The sequence below is a fragment of the Parabacteroides sp. PH5-46 genome, assembly GCF_029892785.1.
Classification (GTDB): Bacteria; Bacteroidota; Bacteroidia; order Bacteroidales; family Tannerellaceae; genus DFXE01.
Genome location: NZ_JARXXA010000017.1, coordinates 1 through 20,131 on the forward strand (window position 1 = coordinate 1; position 20,131 = coordinate 20,131).

The following is a 20,131-nucleotide window of genomic DNA, read 5'->3' on the forward strand; positions in this document are numbered from 1 at the left end:
TAAAGATACTAATTCTTGCAGATATAAACAAGAAATAATCAAACTAATATATTGTCAATCAAATAAATGAAATGCTTTTAAGGATAGACTAAATATGATATAGATCTGCCGACTTTATCAATATCTTCATCATTGACCAATCTATGGATAAAATAGTTGTGAAGCTGGGAAATGATTGTGGTAGATATATCTGATGGGCGCTGACTTGCAATTGTCATAAACACCCCAAATTTTCGCCCTTCCTTGATAATTTCCTCAAATACTTCAAGCCGATAATCTTTCCATGTATCACTTTCTCTACTTGATTGATAAGAGAGTATGTTGTGAGCTTCATCAATAATGATATTTAGATATGATAGGTCTTCTTCTTTTTTCTTTTTATGCTCATTGTATAGATAGCGGGTTATTAAGAGTGGTATCATCTTCTTCGCATCTTGATTGGTATCATTCAAGTTTATAGTAGCAATATTTTTGCCATCCCAAAAATCTCGATCATCAGTAAAGTCTATCAACTTCTCTATATCATTCACTACACTTTTTAGTTTATTGATGGCTGGAGCAATATGCTCGTTCATTGCCCTATTATTCAAAAGGTCTCTAATAAGTCTAAGATACATTATTTTGATGAACTTCTCAATAAAATTCGTAGGATCGGTATAAGCCCCTGCTTGCTGATAATAGAGAGTCTGCTTAGCAAATTCATGATTAGAATTTCCATTTTGAGAAATATCTCGAATATTATTCAAATATGCTTCCCCTCTCCCTACGAGATAATAATAGCGGTTGTTGTCATGAAAAGAAATATCACTTCTCAACTCTATTTCCTCTCCAGAATCCTCATCTATACGTTTTGGTACAATCTGTTCAACATAGTCTAAAAGAAGTTCTGCTTTGGGTTTATCAGCCATGCATAATATTTCGACAATACATTGTTTTAAATAATTCTTGAAATGAGTTTCATTGTTGATCCTTTTCGCAAGTTCAATACACCTACTAATAAATGGTCGTTGCGTCTTTTCTGTTGCACTGGCGAAAATACAAAGCATATCAAGATCAAGCAAAGATTCTTTTGGTAGAGGCAGTGTGTCTTTTTTTGAGCGGGTTGAAAGATTACATATTTTCTTGTTTGAGACCATTACATCTTTGCCTGAATACTCGCCATTGAAATCCACAAATAAGAATTTAGAGTTATTTGAAAAATTCAGATTATCTTTATATGATTCAAAGAGTTCTCTATATATCTTGGCGAGCGTATATGACTTTCCACTTCCTGTATTGCCAAAAACACCTATATGGCTTGAAAATAGTCTATTTACCCCTAAAGAGATTGGCATAAAGTTATCCGAGGATAATGTGCCTATTGTTATCGTCTTATCCGTGTCTTTACTAACAAATTTGTGAATTTTTACAAATTCTTCATTAGATAATAGATAGCACTCATTATCAATTAGGGGAAGTTCTTTCACTCCTTTAATAAATTTGTCTGAATCAAGGTAGCCTAGCAGACTAACACTTAAAATTCGATGTATTTTGTCCTCGCTTGAAGAATAATTGTTCCCATTTCGAGAAGTGTCTTCGGTAATATATTCACTTTCAACCTTAGCAATAATAGATGAGAAACCTTTGATGATTTTTATATAACCACCAACCGAGATATTTTTTACCAATCCACCTTTATAAATGATGTGGGAAAGATTTTTTTGTTTATCAACTCTTACTCTTACATCTCTTCCATTGACTGACAATACGCAGCCAATTCTAAATATAGACTGGTTGACAACTATCTCATTATTATTTGCCATAGTTGAAACTTACTGGAATCATGCGAGATATCCACTCAAAAACTTTATTTATTCCGCTAAAATCAAATTCTACAATATTGTCTATTCCAAACTTTTCCATCGCCTCTTTATTAGCAGAGTTAAAGTTGGTTGGTGTAAATATTACTACATTGCTATTCGATTTGAACTTAGTTTGATATTTTTCTTCATCGGCATCTGAATGAGCAAAAATTGCGACCAATAAAGTTGGATTTGTTCTTGTTGCTCGCTCTACTATGCTCGCGATATGTTCATCTCCAAAAGAAAAGCCCATTACCATCAGCAAAGAATTCTCTTTCTCGAGAGAATTAGAGAACATTCGCATTAAATCATAAAAATGGATATCTAAAACCGTTTCACTGAACTTTCTTTTGGTTGGATTCACAATAATCAGTTTCTCATACGCGTCAAAAAACTTTTTTAGTCGAGTTCCTACTTTTATTTTCTGCCCTCCAATTTTAGTCTTGGCATCTTCTATCATCTCGGAGAGACTATCCTTAAGAGAAATAAAAAAGTCATCTCCGATGATTGACAGCTCCTTAGAGATAGCGTCCACCAACTGAAGTCTTGAATCATTAAGTATTTGTCCGTATTCGTTCGCAGACCAATTTATTGAGCCATGCATCTTTAACAGATTGAAAACCGGTAGTTCAGTCGAGTTCTGAAAGTGGACACTGTTTTTAGTATATGATTTTTGGAAATTGCCTTCGTCAAAAATAGGCTTTACACTACCCTTGAAGCCATCATTCAATTCAACCTTGCATTTTTCAGCACTATTTTCAAAAAAAGTATCAATATTGGTTGTATATATGTTTAGCTGTTTAGCTAAGAGACTTCCGCCCCGATTATGAATTATCTGGTTCCACTGCTCAAGAAAAAATGAATATTGATCTATAACTTGCTGATAGATGCCAATATTTTTAGCTTTTTCTGAATCAATATTGGGATACATAACTTGGATAAAATACGACTTGTAGATTGATCCCTTAACAAGACTTTTTATGTTGTCGGACTCTTTGTTGTCATTCAGATCGGCTAACAACGTTTCTATATCTCCCAGTGTTGACAAGTATGGGCGAGACAAGCCAGAACCAATCAAAAAATTGATGTTGGCTGATTGAATAAACTCTTTCAGTTTTTCGATTCTCATCTATTATATGTTTAATTGTCAATAGTGGACATTATTTTGTTTGTCATTACCAACGCCTTTATTATGCGTTGATAGTGCATAATGTCATCATAGGCTAGTGTGCGCCCTTGTCTGTCTTTTAGCCATTTCTGGGCGGGCTGATAGCCGCCTATATAGAATTGCCATGCTGTTAGGGGTACATTGTCAAAATACTGTTGGTCATTTACCCATATCCGACCGCTCTGTTCATCAGGAAATAATTCCCAGCGTGGTTTACCTACAATATTATCTCCGGCAACAGGATATTGCGTGATAAGTTTCGATAAGGAGGGATGCTCCATCAAATGAACCTTACGAAGTTCGCCTCCAATGACAACAAGGCGATGAAACTCTTCCGCGTCTTGCGGATAAGGCACATATGGGAAGTCTGTTTTTAGAAATTCTTTGTATTTCTTGCGGTATGCCGGACTATGAAGGATGGCATAGATATAATCGAGTAAATCTATCGGAGCATATTTGTTAGTATCGCCACTTTTTTCTGCCTCAAATTCCAGCCCAACGCCTGTAGTTATCTTCTGAACGATCTTTAAGTCAAGGTTGGGAGTACGGGTAGTGTTAAGTAAGTCAGACTGTTGTGGATATAGATATAGAGGGAATATATATCCGGTCTCTTTTGTTTGAGAAGATATATTGCACATATCAGATAATAGCTTACTTACAAATACGTGCTGGAAATCGAATGATGATTGTTGTCTGCAGGTTATTAACGAAATATTGTCTTCCTTAAAAAGATGGTTTGCGATTTCGGCTCTAGGATAAGCGACAAATCCTTTAGACTTGCCAGTATAGAAAGTGTATCGCTCGTCAAAAGGCCTATACATAATCTTAATCGCTCTCGGATTATTTGATTTCAGGTCATTTTTTGCAGCATTAATAGTCCAATCTCGACCATCCATAGGTAGTTGTAAAATAGACCGTATATGCTCTGGGTCATTTAAAGCAAACACATTCTGTACATCACAGAGCTCTTGTTCTGTGAATTTTATGGTAATTTTATCTCGCTTTGTCTGAAAACCAGATACATTTAATACAAATAGTCTGTCTATTTTGAATCCTTTTTCATATTCTTTAATCAAAGAAAAGTCTTTGGGGACGAAAAAGTAGTATGGCGCAGAGATGGCTAACTCAGACCAGTTGATTGTATGTAAATTGCCGGCATTTAATACAGAGTATTTATCTTCTCGTTTGCCATAAAGATCATGATGAAAGACTTTTCCTAATTGTGTTGGTGCTTTTTCTCCGGTCTTTATGAAAATGTTGATTGAGACCCCCTGCATAATATCAAAGACATTTTCATCTTTGCTACCATCTAAGGCAGTCTCCTTTTTTTTCGTGCTACCGTGTAAGTCTATGATATATATCTTATCAAAAGTAGTGAGTAGAGATTTTCGCATCTGACGATGAGTTACTCCGTCAATAAAGCTATTATTAGAAATATAGGCTAAGACTCCCTCTCCATTTTCATCTATGAAATGCTGCCCATATCGAATAAACTTGATATAGTCGTCATCAAGATTGATCTTTCGTTCGTTCAGATTTTTCTTGTAGTCCGCAATGAGATTCTGAATCCATTCTCCTTTGTTGTTGCTACTCACACTATACGGCGGATTTCCCAATACTACCATAACGGGTGTGTTGCGTTTAATCTCGTTTGCACCATTGGCTTCGCGAGCGAGAAACTGAGCAAAGAGCGTTCCGGTGTCTTTGTGATACTCTTCCAATGAATTGGTAAGGAATACACGTAGGCGTTTGTTTTCTATCGCTTTATATCCAGTTTCAGTAAGCAGCCAATCCAACTTCAGATGCGCCATTGTATAGGAAGCCATCAATAGCTCAAATCCATTGAGGCGAGGAAGCAGATGTTCTTCTACATAACCCTGCCACATGCCGGTCTGTCCTTGAAACTTATCGTATATTTGACTTACAACTTCTGCCAAGAAAGTTCCTGTTCCTGTCGCCGGATCAAGTATCTGCACTTTGTGGGTTTCTACTTGTTCTTTCTTTTTATTATCAGTATAACGCTTATCGAGACTTTGTATGATGCTGCGCTCAATCTTGATTTTTGACGTATCTGCCAATCCCATTGGCAAGTCAAACTCTTGTTGTAAAATTTCATCTACAGCTCTTACAATAAAGCTTACTACTGCCTGTGGAGTATACCAAACGCCACGACTTTTTCTCAATTTTGGATCATAAGCAGAAAGAAAGTTTTCGTAAAAATGAATCATCGGATCGGTTTGCTGTGTCCGCTTTCCAAATCCTTTCATAACAGCTTGAATATCCGTGGCACGAAAAGTCTCGGCCAAGTCATCTACTATCCAACTGATTCGTTCGTCGAGATCATATCCGGCAACATTTTGAAACAGTTGCCGGAGAAATGGATTAGTTTTAGGAATCAGTGTCGCTGCTTCATGGCGAGAAAAGGTGTCGGGAGTAGAATCGTGCAAACGAGCCGCAAACATACCATAAGCAATAGTTTGAGCATATACATCGGCAAACTCTTTAGGGGTGATGTCATGAATCAAAACCTCTTTAAATGCATTCATCTGTCCTTCCAAGTTTCCTTCTATATCGCCTTGTGAAAAAGACTTTTCAATCACATCGGCTAATAATCGCGCCTTGCCCGCCATTATTTCAGCCAGCTTAGCCGAGGAGGTTATGCGTTGTGGTTTCGCATCACCAAAACGAGTTATCAGGTGAGTGAACTTATCGAAGTTTTCTTGCAGAGGAATAATCTTTTCACCTTTGAGCTCCGCAATACGGATGCTTTCAACAAACTCACCTTTTTCATACAATAAAAAGTCAAGGTAGTCGGTGAACAGGATATTATCTAACGAATTTTTATACCGAGTGAATTGTTCTTTATTCTTATTGCGACCGGTAAGGTCGGAATCGTTAATATCCTTTGCTTCAATAAACGCTACCGGGATATTATCCGTCTTTCGTTGCAGAATATAGTCAGGAGCTCCACAGGCTTGTCGCGCCGGTTCGTTAAGCACGATAAGATGGGGTAACATCGTTGCCAGAAGCTGTTGCAAAGCAGGTCGATAGGTGTGTTCACGTGCAACTCCAGATTGGTATTGCCTTTGTAACTCTTCGATATACTGTTTTATGTTCATTTTCAAATTGTTTTACTTGCTTACAAATTTAATGAATATTAGGCAAATGGGAACAACAATAATGAAGAACCTTTGTTTTTAGCAACTTATGTTGTTTTCTTACTCTATACTTGGCAGCCAAAAAGAAGGTTATGTGCTCTTGCTATATCTTCAGGGTCTATTACACTTAATAAATATATTATATGCTCAAAAATTGGTTATCCTGCTAATAGAATTTCGTTACCTTTGACCATGGTTAGTATGTTCGTAGTGTAGCATTATAACACTTTGTAGAATAGTATAATAAGATTAATCGTATGATTTGTAGGTTACAAGACCCCGAAATAATAGAACGCAATCCTTTTCAGAATTGTAAATTAGGACGTGAAAAGTATGCTAGAATATTAACACAGATAGTTTCTTCTTACACAAATGGTTGTGTCTTGGCTATCAATGGGGAATGGGGAAGTGGAAAAACAACATTTATGAAAATGTGGCGTCAATACTTGAATAAAGAGAATTTCAAAACGCTATACTTCAATGTGTGGGAACACGATTTTGTTTCAGACCCTTTAGTCGGCTTAATAGGGGAGTTGCAAGAATTAGAACTCAAAGAGAATGTTAAAAGCAAGTTAGCGACCGTTATTGCTACTGGCGGAAAAATTTTTACCAGCATCGTTTCTGCCGCAACTACCACTGCAGTAAAGAAATATTTAGGAGATGAGATAGGTGATGTTCTTAAAGCCGGAATAGATGCATCTTCTGATTTATTAAAAAAAGAATTAGATACTTATAAAGAGCAATGCAACTCAATAAAAGAATTTCGCAATGCATTGATCGATCTTGTTGATTCTTGTAATGAAGGTAAGCCCTTAATATTTATGGTGGATGAATTGGATAGATGCAATCCGGCTTATGCGGTAAAAGTCCTCGAAAGGATCAAACACCTTTTCTCTATTCCCAATATTGTATTTGTTTTATCGATCGACAAGAAACAGCTATGCAGCTCCATCCGAGGATACTACGGCAGTGACTCTATCAATGCGGAAGAATATCTCAAACGCTTTATAGATATAGAATATGCTTTGCCAGAGCCAGATATAGACAAATTTTGCGCCTATCTTTTTGATGTGTATGACTTTGATGCTTTTTTCGAAAACCCTCAACGTTTATCTAATTTTAGAGATAGAGAAGAGGGTGAGAGTTTTGTAAAAATGTCCAAAATTATATTTGCTCAGATGCATCTTAATTTAAGGCAAATGGAAAAAATATATGCGCATATTCGTCTAACGCTACAAACAATTCAAACAAATAGCTATTCTCAACCTGGTACGATTTTACTTTTGCAATACTTCCGTATATCCTACCCTGATTTTTATCACTCTTTACTTACCAAAAAAATAACGATACAAAAAATTGTTCAATTTTTAGAAGAAAAGTTGCCTGCCAGACTTCTTTCCTCATCAGACGTATACGATACCAATTCTCGTTTTGTTATCTTCGAAATTGCAAAGCTCTTGTCTTGCTATTCGATTGATAGTAGAGGATTTAAAACTTATGAACTTCTAACCAAAGACGCAGAACCAGCATTAACATTTAAGTTGAATGTAATAAATAACGACCTTCTATTGGGTGCTGTAAAACATTATGAAGAAAGAGGAGCGATAATAGGTGGTATATTTGATCTGAGTATAATAATTCAACGCATTGAGTTATTATTTGAGCTTCAAGAACCAATACAAGTATAAGCAAGACTGCAAAATACAGTCTTGCTATTTTAGTATGAGCTATTAGCATGACAGAAAAGAGTTAGTGGTTATTTTGTTTCAAATTCTCCGCCTCACGACTAAGTCGTTCCGCCTCTTGTTCTTTCAATCTCGCTTTTTCCAAACGCTTGGCTTCTTCCAATACTGCTTTCTCATGTTGCTCTACTTGCTTTCGGATAATTTTTACACTATCTCGCTTATAGTCAAATATATTTTCCAAATAGCCTATTTCACCCGACGTTATTTCTCCTTGCATCTTAACATAGCGATATTTTAGGTCGTTATCTTTGTACATAGCCATTTCCTCTCGTTGGTAGTATATAACAAACATACATACAAGCAAGGCAACACCTATACCGATTACACTAAAGAAGATTTTGTTCGAGGCAATGCTGAATATATGATGGCATTCTGTTTTTGTAGGCTTGCGAACCTCTTCGACTGTTTCTTGTAGCTTATCTGTCAATTCGTTTATGACGGATAAGTCCGGTAATTCTATTTCGGGTTGAATAACGGTAGGAGTATTATCGTTCCCCTTTTTAATCAGTTTCTTGATTTCTTCAAAAAGCGTGTACACTTCGTTTATCTCTATATTTCTCATTCTCTTACTGTTTAATTTGTTAATACATTTACATTTGTCGTCCGAACTTTCGTTTTGGTTTCTTCTTTAATCGCTGCTGGCGAAGATATTCTGCCTCATTCTCATCGTATCCGCTTCCGGGCTGAATATCAAACAATCCACCCAAAGCAGAACCGACTGATCCGATTGTTGATACAACGGCATTACTGGTCGAGTGGGATTGTTCCTGACTTTGGCTTGCCGACTGACTGCGGGCATTTTGTTCCAACTGATAATCAATTTTCGAGTAACTAAACATCTTATCTACTTTTGAACCATTAAACAAATAGCCGTTTTTCTCAAACCGAACTCCCTGTACTTCATCGGAATCTCCTTTGGTTTTGAACTCGGTTTTTATCCCTGCCTTTTGCAGTTCATTCGTCAATTGTTTCCAGTTCTTACACTTTGGTACCAATGTTTTAAGAGAATTATATATCTCGTATTTGGTTTTATCCGGTTCTTTCAAGCGATGTTCTTTTACGTTCTCTTTGCCGGTGGCGAAGTATAAACTGTATTTCTCGGTCAGTTCCTTGCAGATCTTCTCGCTTCGGAAACGATCGTTGCTATCTGTAATTGTTTTGCCGTTATTATCCACCCGGTTATAAACCAAATGGATGTGCGGATGCTCCTTGTCGAAATGCCTCGCAATAATATATTGTGTATTCACTATACCCATTTGTTTCATATAGTCGTGAGCAATCTGTCCCATCAGTTGATTGGATATCTTATCTTTGTCCTGTGCAGAAAAGTCTAACGAGATATGGCACACCGGCTTTGCCACACGGCTATTCAAGCTCGCTTGGGCTACGAAACTCTGAACGATGGAAGCTTTGCTTTTCATGCGAAGCCCGTCAAAATCGACAATCTCCGTATTCTTTTGCTTGTCAAGGATATAATTGACCACACCCTTGAACGCTTTACCTTTTACTATTTTTGCCATCATCTTCAATCATTTCAATTACGTTATCAATCTTATCTGCCAGATAGAGGTATTCATGTCGAGTACTGGTATAGCCTTCGGCGTTAGCTCTTCTGGCAATCTGATTCAGGTTATTCCCCATACCTGATAGCTTTCGAATATAATCGTTCAGTTCAGGTGTTAACCGGGGACAAATTTCACTCCCGGCTATACACTGACGAACGAAATCACTTCGGCTAATTCCTGCCGATTTGGCTTTCGTTTTTAACGAAAAGTATTCGCGAGAATCCATTTTAACGCTGACCATATAGGTGCGTTTTTCGCCTAATCCTTTAGTGGGGCGACCACCTGTTTTTCTCGGTTTTTTATCTTCCATTTTAAATTGCTATTTAACTATTAGACCAGCGGGATTTCCTCCCATTTTGGGGAGCAAGTGGCGTTTTGGTATGACCAAAACATAAACTTGCTCCGCTAAAAATCGCAGATTTTCCATTAGAGTCTAAATCCGGTCTTTTTACGAGGATTTACCTTCTTCTTTGAAGAATTGTCAAGCACTAAACTAAATTCTTCCATTAGTGTTTTCAAGGCAGGATTACGTTTAATCATGTCTTGAAGGATTGCCGTAGGCTGTTTCGCCTCAAGTAGGAAATCTGCAATATCGTACCCCTCTTTCTGTTGCTCCGGCGTTGCTCGTTTCTCCAGAAAATCGAAAATTTCGACCTCTATGTTTAGGCTCTTCATCTTGTTTGCTTTCACTTGCCAATCCTCCCACGCTCCTAAATCTGGAAATAGGATTGTCTTTCTACCTTTAAGAATCTGCAAGTTTTCATCATTGAAACAACCATGCTTTCCTCCGGTAGCGATCCATTGGAATTGGGGCATATAGTAAGAAGAGATTAATGCAGTCTTTTCGCTTTCTACAATCGCTACCGGCAGGTTGGATTGACTGGCGAGCAGGTGTTCGCCAAAGAAGCATTGTTTTAGATTGAAGTTCTCTTGCTTCAGGAGCGAGTGTACCCATGTGATATGATTATATGGATATTTAACTCGCTTTCCGGTCTCCGGATCGTATAGCATTACTTTTCCTGTGCGCACTCTTCCGGCAATATCCATTTGCCAGAAAACTGTTGCTCCGTCCCAATGCTTAGCGGAACCGACCTTGTATTTTATCATCAACTTCGTTGCTTCATCTTCTCCCAGTTGAGAAGATAGAAATTGAAACAACTTGTTTTGCTGGTAATGACCAAGCGAGGATGCCACTAAGTTGCTATCGATGAAGCTTGGTTCTTTTTCTTTCACGGGAGGGTAGTTTTTGGGTATTATTGTAGGATGATAATCAATAAACTCCTCTCGTCTATCCGGATTCTCCTCAAAATATTGCTTCGGAGTGAAGTGGTATCCACATTTTTCTTCCCGGTCGCATCTACCCACATGATTTGGAAGCGAAACTTTATTTTCGGTATCGATGTAGCGAGAAAAACACTTCTTTTGTTCACAAGCCGGGCAGGTGTGCCGCGTTGCGATTCCTTTATAGGGTTCTAATATATATCTATAGCTCATTATGTTTTTTACATTTTGTACACTTTCCGCATTTCTCGAAAAACAGAACTGTAAATCAATGCTTTACTTTCTTTGATATGTGCGTATCGGTTTACACAACCTCGCACTTTAAGTATGGTAAAAGCATAAAAAAGCGGAAAAGTGGATTGTTTTGCAAATTATTATATACCTGAATGTCTTTGATTTAGGATCAAAAGTGTAGAGAATGTGGAAAATGCGCTAAAGCAATTTCCGGTATCGTCCATGTCTGTAGTTATCAAGCAAGCCATCCTTGAAATCACTAAGCATACGTTTGAAGCTATCTGCTGATATCGAAAACTGAGAAGCGACTTGTATTCCTTCCGCTGTAGAGAAGTCTGACGGAAGTGCATTATACAATCGTTGTTTGTCGGAGGGAAGCTGCTCCAAAGTTGCAGAAGAGGCAACGATTTGTTGAACTTTACGTGCGGTCTTCTGATAATAACCGACCAACTTGATAGCCCCCTCCACACTGACTAAATCAATAGAATCTTTAGAGGCTTCTCCACAGAGCCAGCGAGCAACTTGCAAGATCAGGCAAAAACGAATGGCATATATTTCCAATTTACTGTAAATACCCATCAACGTCTCGTTGATTTCTCGATTACATTGATCCGTATTCTCTCGTTGCCAGTCGTAGAGTCGCTTCCTGGCATCTTCTTGAAAATATAACTCAACAGGAATTATATCGCCATTGTCATCGGTGAGGTATTCCTGATTGATAAGTTTCTGCATCAGGTTATTCCAAGTAGGGATTACATGCCGAGATAACTGGTGATCGCTCCAATACTGCTTCTCTAAATTGTTTGGTAACACAAATAGAATGCGGTCTAAAAAACCGTTTTGATTACGTTCGCCTTTCGCCATCTCTCTCAATACTCCATGCTGAATGGTGCCAATTACGCCAATGAAGGAGTTTTTGACTGATACAGAGTTTTTGGATCCACGTCGATCCAAAATAATGGGCTTCCCATTATAAAGAGAGAGCCAGAACTGCTCCTCAGAACCCTTTGTGTAGCGATTGAAGTTCTTAAACCAAGAAGCTAACTCGTCCGTGTATAAACAAATTCCTCTTTTGTTATTTTCGTGGATGAAGGCAAGGCTTTCAGGAGTAATGTCTGAAACAACAAACTTTTTCAGAACGGGTTCGTTTGGCAGTTCGCTAATTCCTTGCTCCTCACGCTCTTTCCGACTGAGATAAAGAAGCTGTTCGTATTCCTTAATCTCTTTCTTAAACGCAACTCCATTCTTTGCGTCATGTTCAAACAAAGGATGAAAAGCAAAGCTAAGTGGATGGCTTTTGTTTACTCCCGGACGACCAATCAATGCAGTATATAGAATTGCTCGTTCTGTCCAGCCTTCCTTCAACTTGGCAACATGCGTATTCCCAATTCCAACTGATAGTACAAAACAAAGTGATGCTGCAATGTAATCAATGGGATAGTTGAGACATTCTCCTGTCGCATAGACAATATCCTGAATCTGATGTGGGAACACTTGAACCGGATAATCTGAGCCGTACATCTTTCCTTTACAATGTAGAGCTTCGTGGATGATGCCCTCTGCTGTAATTTTATTGGTTTCCATCACTTGCCCTCTCTTTCTCCGAGAATTTTCCGAATATCAGACATTCTATATCTGACCTTATTCCCGATTTTGATAGTTTTCAAGTAATTCTTTTTGTTCCAATGCCACAAGGTAGCATCACATACACCGCAAATTTCCTTTACCTCTTCTTTGGTAAGGTATTTTTCCTTTCGAGCTTCAGCGATCTCCAAAGAGAGCTCATTCTTTGCTCGGTTGATTAAATCGTTGGAGAAGTTAAGCAGGTCTTCTCCGGTTACTTCCAGTTTGATACTGGCATGCTCATTCTGAATAATGGATAATATATTCTTCATTTTATGTCAGCCTACCGAGGTTGAAACTTTCTTTTCCGGCAGGATTACAAAAAGAAAGCCGCTACCCGACCAATGGATAGCAGCCACAAAAATATATCAAATAAAATCTGAATATCAATGATTTAAGGCTCGTTAAATTCGCGCAATGACGGAACGAATTAAACGAATTTATTTGGATAGAATATCTTTTATCTCGTCAATGTAAGTACGGTTTTCTTTTAGGTCTTTCACTCTTGTTCCTCCTACAAGGTCGGTAAGTTCTCTATATGCCTTCTGTATTCCTCTTTCGGGAATAATATGGATGTTTGTGTCTTGATACTGTTTGTGTAAGGCATCTCTAAATGCTTTTATACCACCCGGCTTTGACAATCGTAGTTCTTCTAATGCGATTTTCAGACAAGCAATATCCCGCTGGCTATGGCTATTTCGAAGAAAGTCTTCGATGGCCTGAATTAACTCTTCTGGCAGTATTTGAGTATCGGGTCTCCTTCCTGCTGTTTTCTTTTCAGCGATAGCATCATCCATTGCCCAATCCATGACATTTTCACTTTCTGCCAGCTTCATCAACTCTCGATGCTTTTCCCAATCTGCCTTTGTTCGCAGTCCTAAATTAATAGATCGAGCTATGACTAATTTGATAACAGGCGAAATGACAATTTTTTCGGCAAAGGTCGTCTCTGGATTACGCCGTATCTCTTCACCACGTTCCACCATCCGTTCAAAGCTCTTTCCAAAGTAAAGCCATGAAAGCATTGCTGGCACAATAGATTCTGGAGAAGAGTTCTCAAATTCGTTTATCAAGGACTCTGCAAGATTGTTTTCAGAAAAGAGAGTTTCTATATCAGAAACATCTTCTGTTGATGCCTGGTTAACTCTTTTTCGAATGATCTTCTGATACTTCGGCACCAAAGAGAAAGCCTTTGTAAGAATTTGCTGGTAACCGGCATTATCCTTTCGGTTCATCTCTTCCTCAAAGCAATCGTACTCTTCCGGGTGGGAATCCATCCAGTCCTTTATGCGTTGTTTGAAGTTGTTGAAGTCTTGTTGGCTCATTTCCTCAATTATAATTTTCTAATAACCTTCAACATCTTCTCTTTTCTTTCCAATGTTCCAATTATTCTCATCAAGTTGTTTTATTTCGAGCCCAATTTTCTCTATATCTTCTTCCAGCCGTTTGTGAAAACAACTTTCACTGTCGTCCCCAGAAATTAACCAGTCAATTCTTTGAGCATAAGCAGCTGCTAATTTGCATAGACGAACTCCTTCTTTAAATTCTTTTAGTGTTTCACCTGAATATCGCTGCCAACCTTCCGGCCGCTCTTTTATGGTTCCGTTCTCCCCATAACCATAGCTTACTCCATCAGGATAATCTTCATATCCCTCTTTGTTCTTACGAATTTCATCTAATATCTCATCTGCAATTGTATTGATGCGATATTGTTGGTAATCAAAATGACCTCCTGACATGGTTTTATTCTATTTATTGGTTCTCGTCTTCTTGACTTAATTCTTTCTCAATCTCTTCGATAGAAGGGAGCGAAGATTTGAAATTTTCCGGTAACAGCTTGGAAAATGTGTATTCTGAAATTCCTATCGGCTGACTACTGCTTTTCAGTGAGTACTGGGCTTCGATATCATCTTTTGTTTTACAAATAAGCAGTCCAATCGTTGGATTGTCAATGTCTTTTTTAAGTTGATTGTTAATGGCTTCTATATAATATCCGAGTTTACCTGTATGTTCAGGTTCAAATTCTTTAACTTTTAACTCCACTACTACATAACAGCGCAGTTCTAAATGGTAAAATAGCAAATCAATGTTTCGTTCTCTACTACCGACTTTAATAGGGTACTGCCTTCCAAGAAAGGCAAAGCCTTGTCCAAGCTCCAGTAAGAACTTTGTGATATTTGTAACCAAGGCATCTTCTAATTCTTTTTCCTTATAATCATCTGCGAGAGTGAGAAAATCAAAATTATATGGATCTTTCAGAGTTTCTCTTGCCAGATCACTCTGAACATCAGGAAGTAATCGACCAAAGTTGTTGATTGATTTTCCTTGTGCCTGATACAGACTAACATCCATGAAATTCATCAACATGGCTCTGCTCCATCCATTTTTGATAGTTTTTTGAATATAAAATAAGGCTTCTTGCACAGATTTACATTTATCAATAAGGAGTTTTTGGTGTCCCCAAGGAATCGAAAACAATGGATTGTCAAATTCAGCCCCAGCTTGGGGGTAAACTATATTGTTCACATTATCAGCGATTTGAATTTCTCCCCCAGCTTGGGGGTGGATTTTATCGGAAAGTTGCTGGTTAGATTGATATTCCTTCGTGTAAAATTGATAAAACCGCTTGCAATAATTTAAGTTAGTAACCGAGAATCCTTGCATACCGGGAAATTCTTTCTTCAATTCTTTACTTAAGCGAGTATAAAAGCTACTTCCCCATACTGCATCCATCTGGCGGACAACTATATCCTGCCCTAAATCCCAGTACAGTCGCAACAATTCAGAATTAACCTTAACTGCTGCTCTTAGTTGGCTTTGGCGGATTCTGCCTTTCAAATCCACTAGCCATTGCTTAAATTCCGAATCTTTTGTTATATCTGTACTCATAATTATTTCTTCTGTTTTTCAACTGATTAATCCAACAAATTTACTAATTCTTTTTTCATTTCCTCGTCTATCTCTCGATAACGGCTAAAAGCTTTGCTTCCTTCCTTGTGTCCGCTCAACGCTCCGATCAGATTCGGGTCTTTCACTTTCTTGTAGATATTCCCGATGAATGTCCGCCGAGCCATGTGGCTACTGGCGACTTCATATAGCGGTTTCTTAACTTCTTCATTTGTGAGTGGGTCAAGAATAGTAACGATTCTGTTTACCTCTGCCAGTTCAAAGGCTTTCTTTATGGCATCATTGTATTTCTGCTCTGAAATGAATGGGAGAAGTTTACTCCCTTCATGATCCTTATACTTTTCCAGTATAGCTTTTGCTTTGTCGTTCAAAGGAACTCTTACCGTCACCGGATTCCCTTCTTTCGTCTTTCGAGGGATATACTCTATCGCACCGTTGATTACATTCTGCTTTGTCATCCGATATAAGTCACCAACCCGACAACCTATCAAACTTTGAAAGACAAATATATCTCGTTGGATTTCTACTTGTTTATGGGCGGATAGGTCTTTCTCATATAGTTTATCTCGCTCCTCCAACGTGATGTAAACAGGAGTACCGTATGTGCATTCTTCAATTCTGAAATTGTCAAATGGCCTGTTTGCGGTTTTCTTTTTCTCATAACACCACAGGAAAAAGGTTCTTATCCTGCAAAAACAATCAATCAGCGTGTTTCGTCCTCTCGGCTTCGGTATCCGTTTTTCTGGGATTTGCTCATAAATAGCCGGATACAACTCATAATATTTGTGCTCATTCTCAAAGAAATTCCAAATGTCTTGTAGTGTATCGGGAGTGACATTGTCAATGTCCAACACAAAAGACTTCTGTCCTCGTCTGGTCGCTCTTACGTATAACTCATAACGAAGTAATGCTCTCTTGACTACTCGGAAATTTTTCTGCCTGACCTCGGAGAGTTTATGCTTCAAGAGAAAATCATCCATAAGCTGCTCAAAAGTAAGTTTCGTTTCTGCTTCTACCTCTTCTTGGGTTTTGTATTTGTCGGGATGGTGGTAGCGGTCGATTATTTCGCTCAACCATTCAGCATCGGCATCTTCTGTATAATTCTGAGTGATGAGAGATATGATACTTTGAATATCATTTCTCAACTTCATTTTCATATCATCGCCTATCAAGGCAACCCGATCTTTGTAGCCTTGCTTCTCCGGGCTCCAGTGGTTCGGGTTGATCGTCAATTCGCTTGCCGATTTGAAATCCTTATTTTTATCTCGCAAACGGAAGTAGATGGTCGCTTGAGTATCCGTATCATTCTTCTTAGCGGTCTTTCTTAGAAATGCAGAAACCTTCATAAATCAATGATGTTATGTTTGGTACAAAGATATTGATTTGTTCCCAAATTGTTCCCATACATCCTAAACTTATTTCAATCTCTCTAAATTCGATTAAACAACCAGGCCGTTATAACGCATTTAATATCAGTCATATAAAACCGCAAACTTGTGAATTGCAAGAAGTCTACAATGTTCCCAATTTAACTATTTCACCCCCGGCTCTGGGTACGAAAAATCCTTGATAATCAACTGATTATCAAGGATTTTTTCTTTTTAGGGGCAACGCATGGGGCAACAAACGATAAAATGTACGCTTTTATAGTCCATGAAATAGGTCATTTCTTTGATAATACAGATAGAAATAACGGATAGCAAACACAAATGCAGCAACGTATCAAATTTCGCCTTCAATCCTAATTATAAACGATACAGTTTCGCTTTTTATCTTTATTCTGCCAAATCAAACATTTTGAAATTGTGATGAGTTCTTATACCTTGAATCCGATTGTTGGTCATACTATCTATTTGCTTTAAAATATCGTACATTCCATCTTCTTTGTAATATGATATAAGAATGTTTTTCCGGGTTTTATTCATAAAACCATTGAGAGATGCACTTAGAAAAAAATCCTTAAAGTAATGATGGTCGGTTTCTCCTAAAGAATACCCTAAAAAAATAATATTTTCTGCGCTGGATAGCACAGAATTAACATTAAGTATCTCATTCCACAAACTAGTTGATTTTTTTAGAAAAACATCATTTGAATTAATTCTCGCATCATCTTCAACACCAAAAACTATTTTGTTCTTCCTTGCATTGCCATGCACTCTCAATATTTTATGATTCAAATTATTTTGGTATGCAATATAATCAAGACTTGAGGTGTAATTGAAGTTGAAAATTAGCAGATTTTTAATTTTTTTTGTTATAATCTCGTAAACTCTAGACGTTTCATCTACCTCAGACATATCTAAACTATTCAAATATTCACAGAGAGAATTACATAGTGCCTGATACTCTTTTCTAAAGACTTTTCTGTCAGAATCTTTATAAATTATATTTGAATACTCTTTCAATTCATTTTCAATATCTATCCAATTATTGAGCTCATGTTGATTTTTCAAATATGAGCAAAGCTGATTATTAGTAGTCAGCAAATTATTAAAAGTATTACTTGTTATAAAATCTTGATAACTTGTTTTCAGTCCTAAATTTAAGTCAAATCCATTTCCAGTAATCAAGACTGCACCATATTCATTCTCTGTCATAATCGCATGCTTGTTTATATAGCAAATGTAGCAATTTATTTACTCTGTTATCATAACAAGCCACAGCAAAAATAAAATAGTTGATTTGCATTTTACTGGCAATATTTTTACACCTCAATGCATTTTATTGCAATTGCATCAAGAGATATAATAATGGACTGTTTGTTGTTTAAAATGGAGTGTGGGTGAATAAAAATGGGTCGTTAGTTATTTAAGTTGAGAGGTGAGTGAATGGGGGAGGTGCGATCACTGCGATCACCATATTCAACTTTTTATATTTTTTGGTTCCTCGTTCCTCATTTTGGACGTTAATATAAGGAACGAGGAACCGTTTTTTAATAGAAAGTTTCAAAACAGTCTAAAAGTGATCGCATGATCGCAACTTATTTTCCAAATACCGCATGAATACAGGCCTTGATGTTGCGCTTATTTTTCTTTTATGGTGTTTTCTACAAAAAATACTCCTTCAAAACATGTGTTTTTGGGGCTTTAGAGTAGCTAAATGTATGCTTTTTAGGGTCATCGAGCGTGTCATTGTTCCTCATCTTGCATATGATATGCTGCTTCGGAGGAACATATGATGCAATATTTCAGTTGTTACGGGGAACATTTTTTTTCTTTTTTTGTCAACTCTTCACGCAAATACTAACAGCTCAGACACAGATACTTTCACAACAAACACATGTCAATAAATTAGTTTTTATACCTCAAAACAGAGGAACCTTCGGGAACCTGTGAAGGCTTGATATATTAGAGAAATCTGTCACAAATCCGTCACGCACCAATAAAAAAAGAGATTCACAATTGCTTGTAAACCTCTTTATTTCAGCCGTCGGGATGACAGGATTTGAACCTGCGACCACACGCCCCCCAGACGCGTACTCTACCGGGCTGAGCTACATCCCGTTTTATTTCGAGTGCAAAGGTAGGGTATTTTGATTATATACCAAAGCTTTCACGGTAAAAATCTAATGAATCCATGATGACTTCCTTGCTTACAGATTGATTTATACGGACTTTACCAATGTCGACCAACAGGGTAAAGTTGATGATGCCGGCCTCGTTCTTCTTATCGTGAGTCATGAAGGCATACAGGCTATTATAATCGGTACAGTTAAAGAAGAAAGGTGGATAATATTCTTTTATATAATGAGTGATCTGGCTGAGTTTTTTACTAGGAAAACCGCATTGTTTGTATGAAAGATATAACTCACAGATCATCCCAACAGCAACTGCATGCCCGTGCAACAAGGGTTGATTCTGCTTAAAGGAAAGGCTTTCGATGGCGTGCCCGACAGTATGTCCAAAATTCAGTGCCTTGCGAATACCTTGCTCCTTTGGATCTTCTTCTACGATGCGTTCTTTTACAGCAACAGAGTCAGCCACAAGCTTCGTTAACTGAGTTTTAAACGTTGAACATTGAATATTCAAATCAAAGCCCAATATAGCATTATACATCTCTTCGGAACTGATAAGGGCGTGCTTGATCATCTCGGCATAGCCAGAGAGGATATTATCCTTATCCAAAGACTGCAGAAAGGCACAGTCTATAAAGACGCACAATGGTGGATAGAAGGAGCCTATTTCATTCTTTAAGCCATTGAAGTTTATACCGGTTTTACCCCCTACGGAAGCATCCACAGAGGCCATTAATGTGGTTGGAATATTAACCGTTTGCAATCCTCGTTTGAACGTTGCCCCGGCAAAACCTCCCAAGTCGGTAATCATGCCGCCACCGATATTTATAAGCAATGAATTACGTGAAGCCCCTTCATTTGAGAGGATATTCCAGATATACACTACCTGATCCAGCTCTTTATGAAGATCTCCTGCTTTGATCGTAATTAGTCGCGCTTGCTTTACTTGCGGAATATTTTGCAAAAGAGGAAAACATTTCTCTTGCGTATTCGTATCGGTAAGAACAAACAGTTTATCATACTTCAGAGAGGATAGGAATTGCTCTAAATCCATCCGTATATCGGCAGAGATAACTACTTTTTGAGTTGTCATAA

At 37.7% G+C, this 20,131-nt stretch carries 16 protein-coding genes and 1 tRNA gene; 1 reads left to right on the plus strand and 16 read right to left on the minus strand.

All coding sequences use genetic code 11. The annotated features are described in order from the left end of the window. Positions 1–77: 77 nt before the first annotated feature. The 3 genes from M2470_RS15205 to M2470_RS15215 are packed head-to-tail and all read right to left on the minus strand — an operon-like array spanning position 78 to position 6,128. Positions 78–1,802, minus strand: a complete 1,725-nt coding sequence (locus tag M2470_RS15205; RefSeq protein ID WP_163320336.1) for an ATP-binding protein — start codon at positions 1,800–1,802, stop codon at positions 78–80. Beyond that, the gene (locus M2470_RS15210) at positions 1,792–2,970 is read right to left on the minus strand and encodes an SIR2 family protein (protein WP_163320337.1); all 1,179 of its coding nucleotides are present in this window, start codon (positions 2,968–2,970) and stop codon (positions 1,792–1,794) included. Before M2470_RS15210 ends, M2470_RS15205 begins: the two co-directional genes overlap by 11 nt. Positions 2,971–2,981: 11 nt before the next feature. Next, positions 2,982–6,128, minus strand: coding sequence for a type ISP restriction/modification enzyme (locus M2470_RS15215; protein ID WP_280745923.1), 3,147 nt, complete (start codon positions 6,126–6,128; stop codon positions 2,982–2,984). Positions 6,129–6,424: 296 nt separating this feature from the next. On the opposite strand from M2470_RS15215, the gene M2470_RS15220 reads away from it, so the two are divergent. Beyond that, the gene (locus M2470_RS15220; RefSeq protein ID WP_163320339.1) at positions 6,425–7,855 is read left to right on the plus strand and encodes a P-loop NTPase fold protein; all 1,431 of its coding nucleotides are present in this window, start codon (positions 6,425–6,427) and stop codon (positions 7,853–7,855) included. Between the two features lie 61 nt (positions 7,856–7,916). On the opposite strand, the gene M2470_RS15225 is transcribed toward M2470_RS15220, so the two are convergent. The 13 genes from M2470_RS15225 to aroB all read right to left on the minus strand — a co-directional run bounded on the left by M2470_RS15225 (position 7,917) and on the right by aroB (position 20,129). Then, entirely contained in the window at positions 7,917–8,474 is a 558-nt protein-coding gene (locus M2470_RS15225) for a hypothetical protein (RefSeq protein WP_163320340.1), read from the minus strand. A gap of 28 nt (positions 8,475–8,502) precedes the next feature. Further along, on the minus strand, positions 8,503–9,435 hold the full coding sequence (locus M2470_RS15230; RefSeq protein WP_163320341.1) for a relaxase/mobilization nuclease domain-containing protein: 933 nt from the start codon (positions 9,433–9,435) through the stop codon (positions 8,503–8,505). Beyond that, positions 9,410–9,787, minus strand: coding sequence for a plasmid mobilization relaxosome protein MobC (locus M2470_RS15235; protein WP_163320342.1), 378 nt, complete (start codon positions 9,785–9,787; stop codon positions 9,410–9,412). Before M2470_RS15235 ends, M2470_RS15230 begins: the two co-directional genes overlap by 26 nt. 116 nt (positions 9,788–9,903) lie before the next feature. Then, complete coding sequence (locus M2470_RS15240) at positions 9,904–10,974, minus strand: DUF6371 domain-containing protein (RefSeq protein ID WP_163320352.1); 1,071 nt, start codon at positions 10,972–10,974, stop codon at positions 9,904–9,906. A 216-nt stretch (positions 10,975–11,190) separates the two neighbouring features. Beyond that, complete coding sequence (locus tag M2470_RS15245) at positions 11,191–12,576, minus strand: DUF3987 domain-containing protein (protein ID WP_163320343.1); 1,386 nt, start codon at positions 12,574–12,576, stop codon at positions 11,191–11,193. Then, positions 12,576–12,887 (minus strand): helix-turn-helix domain-containing protein, encoded by a 312-nt coding sequence (locus tag M2470_RS15250; protein ID WP_163320344.1) that lies wholly within the window; start codon positions 12,885–12,887, stop codon positions 12,576–12,578. Before M2470_RS15250 ends, M2470_RS15245 begins: the two co-directional genes overlap by 1 nt. 168 nt (positions 12,888–13,055) lie before the next feature. After that, positions 13,056–13,940: a DUF6043 family protein gene (locus tag M2470_RS15255; protein ID WP_163320345.1), complete on the minus strand. Its 885-nt coding sequence runs from the start codon at positions 13,938–13,940 to the stop codon at positions 13,056–13,058. An 18-nt stretch (positions 13,941–13,958) separates the two neighbouring features. Further along, positions 13,959–14,354 carry a hypothetical protein gene (locus M2470_RS15260; RefSeq protein WP_163320346.1) on the minus strand — a complete coding sequence of 132 codons (396 nt, stop codon included), beginning with the start codon at positions 14,352–14,354 and terminating at the stop codon, positions 13,959–13,961. A 13-nt stretch (positions 14,355–14,367) separates the two neighbouring features. Beyond that, positions 14,368–15,504 carry a PDDEXK nuclease domain-containing protein gene (locus M2470_RS15265; protein WP_163320347.1) on the minus strand — a complete coding sequence of 379 codons (1,137 nt, stop codon included), beginning with the start codon at positions 15,502–15,504 and terminating at the stop codon, positions 14,368–14,370. Between the two features lie 26 nt (positions 15,505–15,530). Further along, entirely contained in the window at positions 15,531–16,868 is a 1,338-nt protein-coding gene (locus M2470_RS15270; RefSeq protein WP_163320348.1) for a site-specific integrase, read from the minus strand. 429 nt (positions 16,869–17,297) lie between these two features. Continuing rightward, positions 17,298–18,119, minus strand: a complete 822-nt coding sequence (locus tag M2470_RS15275; protein ID WP_280745922.1) for an AbiH family protein — start codon at positions 18,117–18,119, stop codon at positions 17,298–17,300. 832 nt (positions 18,120–18,951) lie between these two features. After that, positions 18,952–19,025, minus strand: a tRNA-Pro gene (locus tag M2470_RS15280). A gap of 33 nt (positions 19,026–19,058) precedes the next feature. After that, positions 19,059–20,129: a 3-dehydroquinate synthase gene (gene aroB, locus M2470_RS15285; protein ID WP_280745921.1), complete on the minus strand. Its 1,071-nt coding sequence runs from the start codon at positions 20,127–20,129 to the stop codon at positions 19,059–19,061. Positions 20,130–20,131: the final 2 nt, after the last annotated feature.

What these genes read in the sequence shown, in the direction of transcription:
- M2470_RS15265 (WP_163320347.1), bottom strand. Translation starts at nt 15,504, where the DNA reads ATGAGTACAGATATAACAAAAGATTCGGAATTTAAGCAATGGCTAGTG.
- M2470_RS15250 (WP_163320344.1), bottom strand. Translation starts at nt 12,887, where the DNA reads ATGAAGAATATATTATCCATTATTCAGAATGAGCATGCCAGTATCAAA.
- M2470_RS15235 (WP_163320342.1), bottom strand. Translation starts at nt 9,787, where the DNA reads ATGGAAGATAAAAAACCGAGAAAAACAGGTGGTCGCCCCACTAAAGGA.
- M2470_RS15275 (WP_280745922.1), bottom strand. Translation starts at nt 18,119, where the DNA reads ATGACAGAGAATGAATATGGTGCAGTCTTGATTACTGGAAATGGATTT.
- M2470_RS15255 (WP_163320345.1), bottom strand. Translation starts at nt 13,940, where the DNA reads ATGAGCCAACAAGACTTCAACAACTTCAAACAACGCATAAAGGACTGG.
- M2470_RS15205 (WP_163320336.1), bottom strand. Translation starts at nt 1,802, where the DNA reads ATGGCAAATAATAATGAGATAGTTGTCAACCAGTCTATATTTAGAATT.
- aroB (WP_280745921.1), bottom strand. Translation starts at nt 20,129, where the DNA reads ATGACAACTCAAAAAGTAGTTATCTCTGCCGATATACGGATGGATTTA.
- M2470_RS15225 (WP_163320340.1), bottom strand. Translation starts at nt 8,474, where the DNA reads ATGAGAAATATAGAGATAAACGAAGTGTACACGCTTTTTGAAGAAATC.
- M2470_RS15260 (WP_163320346.1), bottom strand. Translation starts at nt 14,354, where the DNA reads ATGTCAGGAGGTCATTTTGATTACCAACAATATCGCATCAATACAATT.
- M2470_RS15220 (WP_163320339.1), top strand. Translation starts at nt 6,425, where the DNA reads ATGATTTGTAGGTTACAAGACCCCGAAATAATAGAACGCAATCCTTTT.
- M2470_RS15215 (WP_280745923.1), bottom strand. Translation starts at nt 6,128, where the DNA reads ATGAACATAAAACAGTATATCGAAGAGTTACAAAGGCAATACCAATCT.
- M2470_RS15270 (WP_163320348.1), bottom strand. Translation starts at nt 16,868, where the DNA reads ATGAAGGTTTCTGCATTTCTAAGAAAGACCGCTAAGAAGAATGATACG.
- M2470_RS15210 (WP_163320337.1), bottom strand. Translation starts at nt 2,970, where the DNA reads ATGAGAATCGAAAAACTGAAAGAGTTTATTCAATCAGCCAACATCAAT.
- M2470_RS15230 (WP_163320341.1), bottom strand. Translation starts at nt 9,435, where the DNA reads ATGATGGCAAAAATAGTAAAAGGTAAAGCGTTCAAGGGTGTGGTCAAT.
- M2470_RS15245 (WP_163320343.1), bottom strand. Translation starts at nt 12,576, where the DNA reads ATGGAAACCAATAAAATTACAGCAGAGGGCATCATCCACGAAGCTCTA.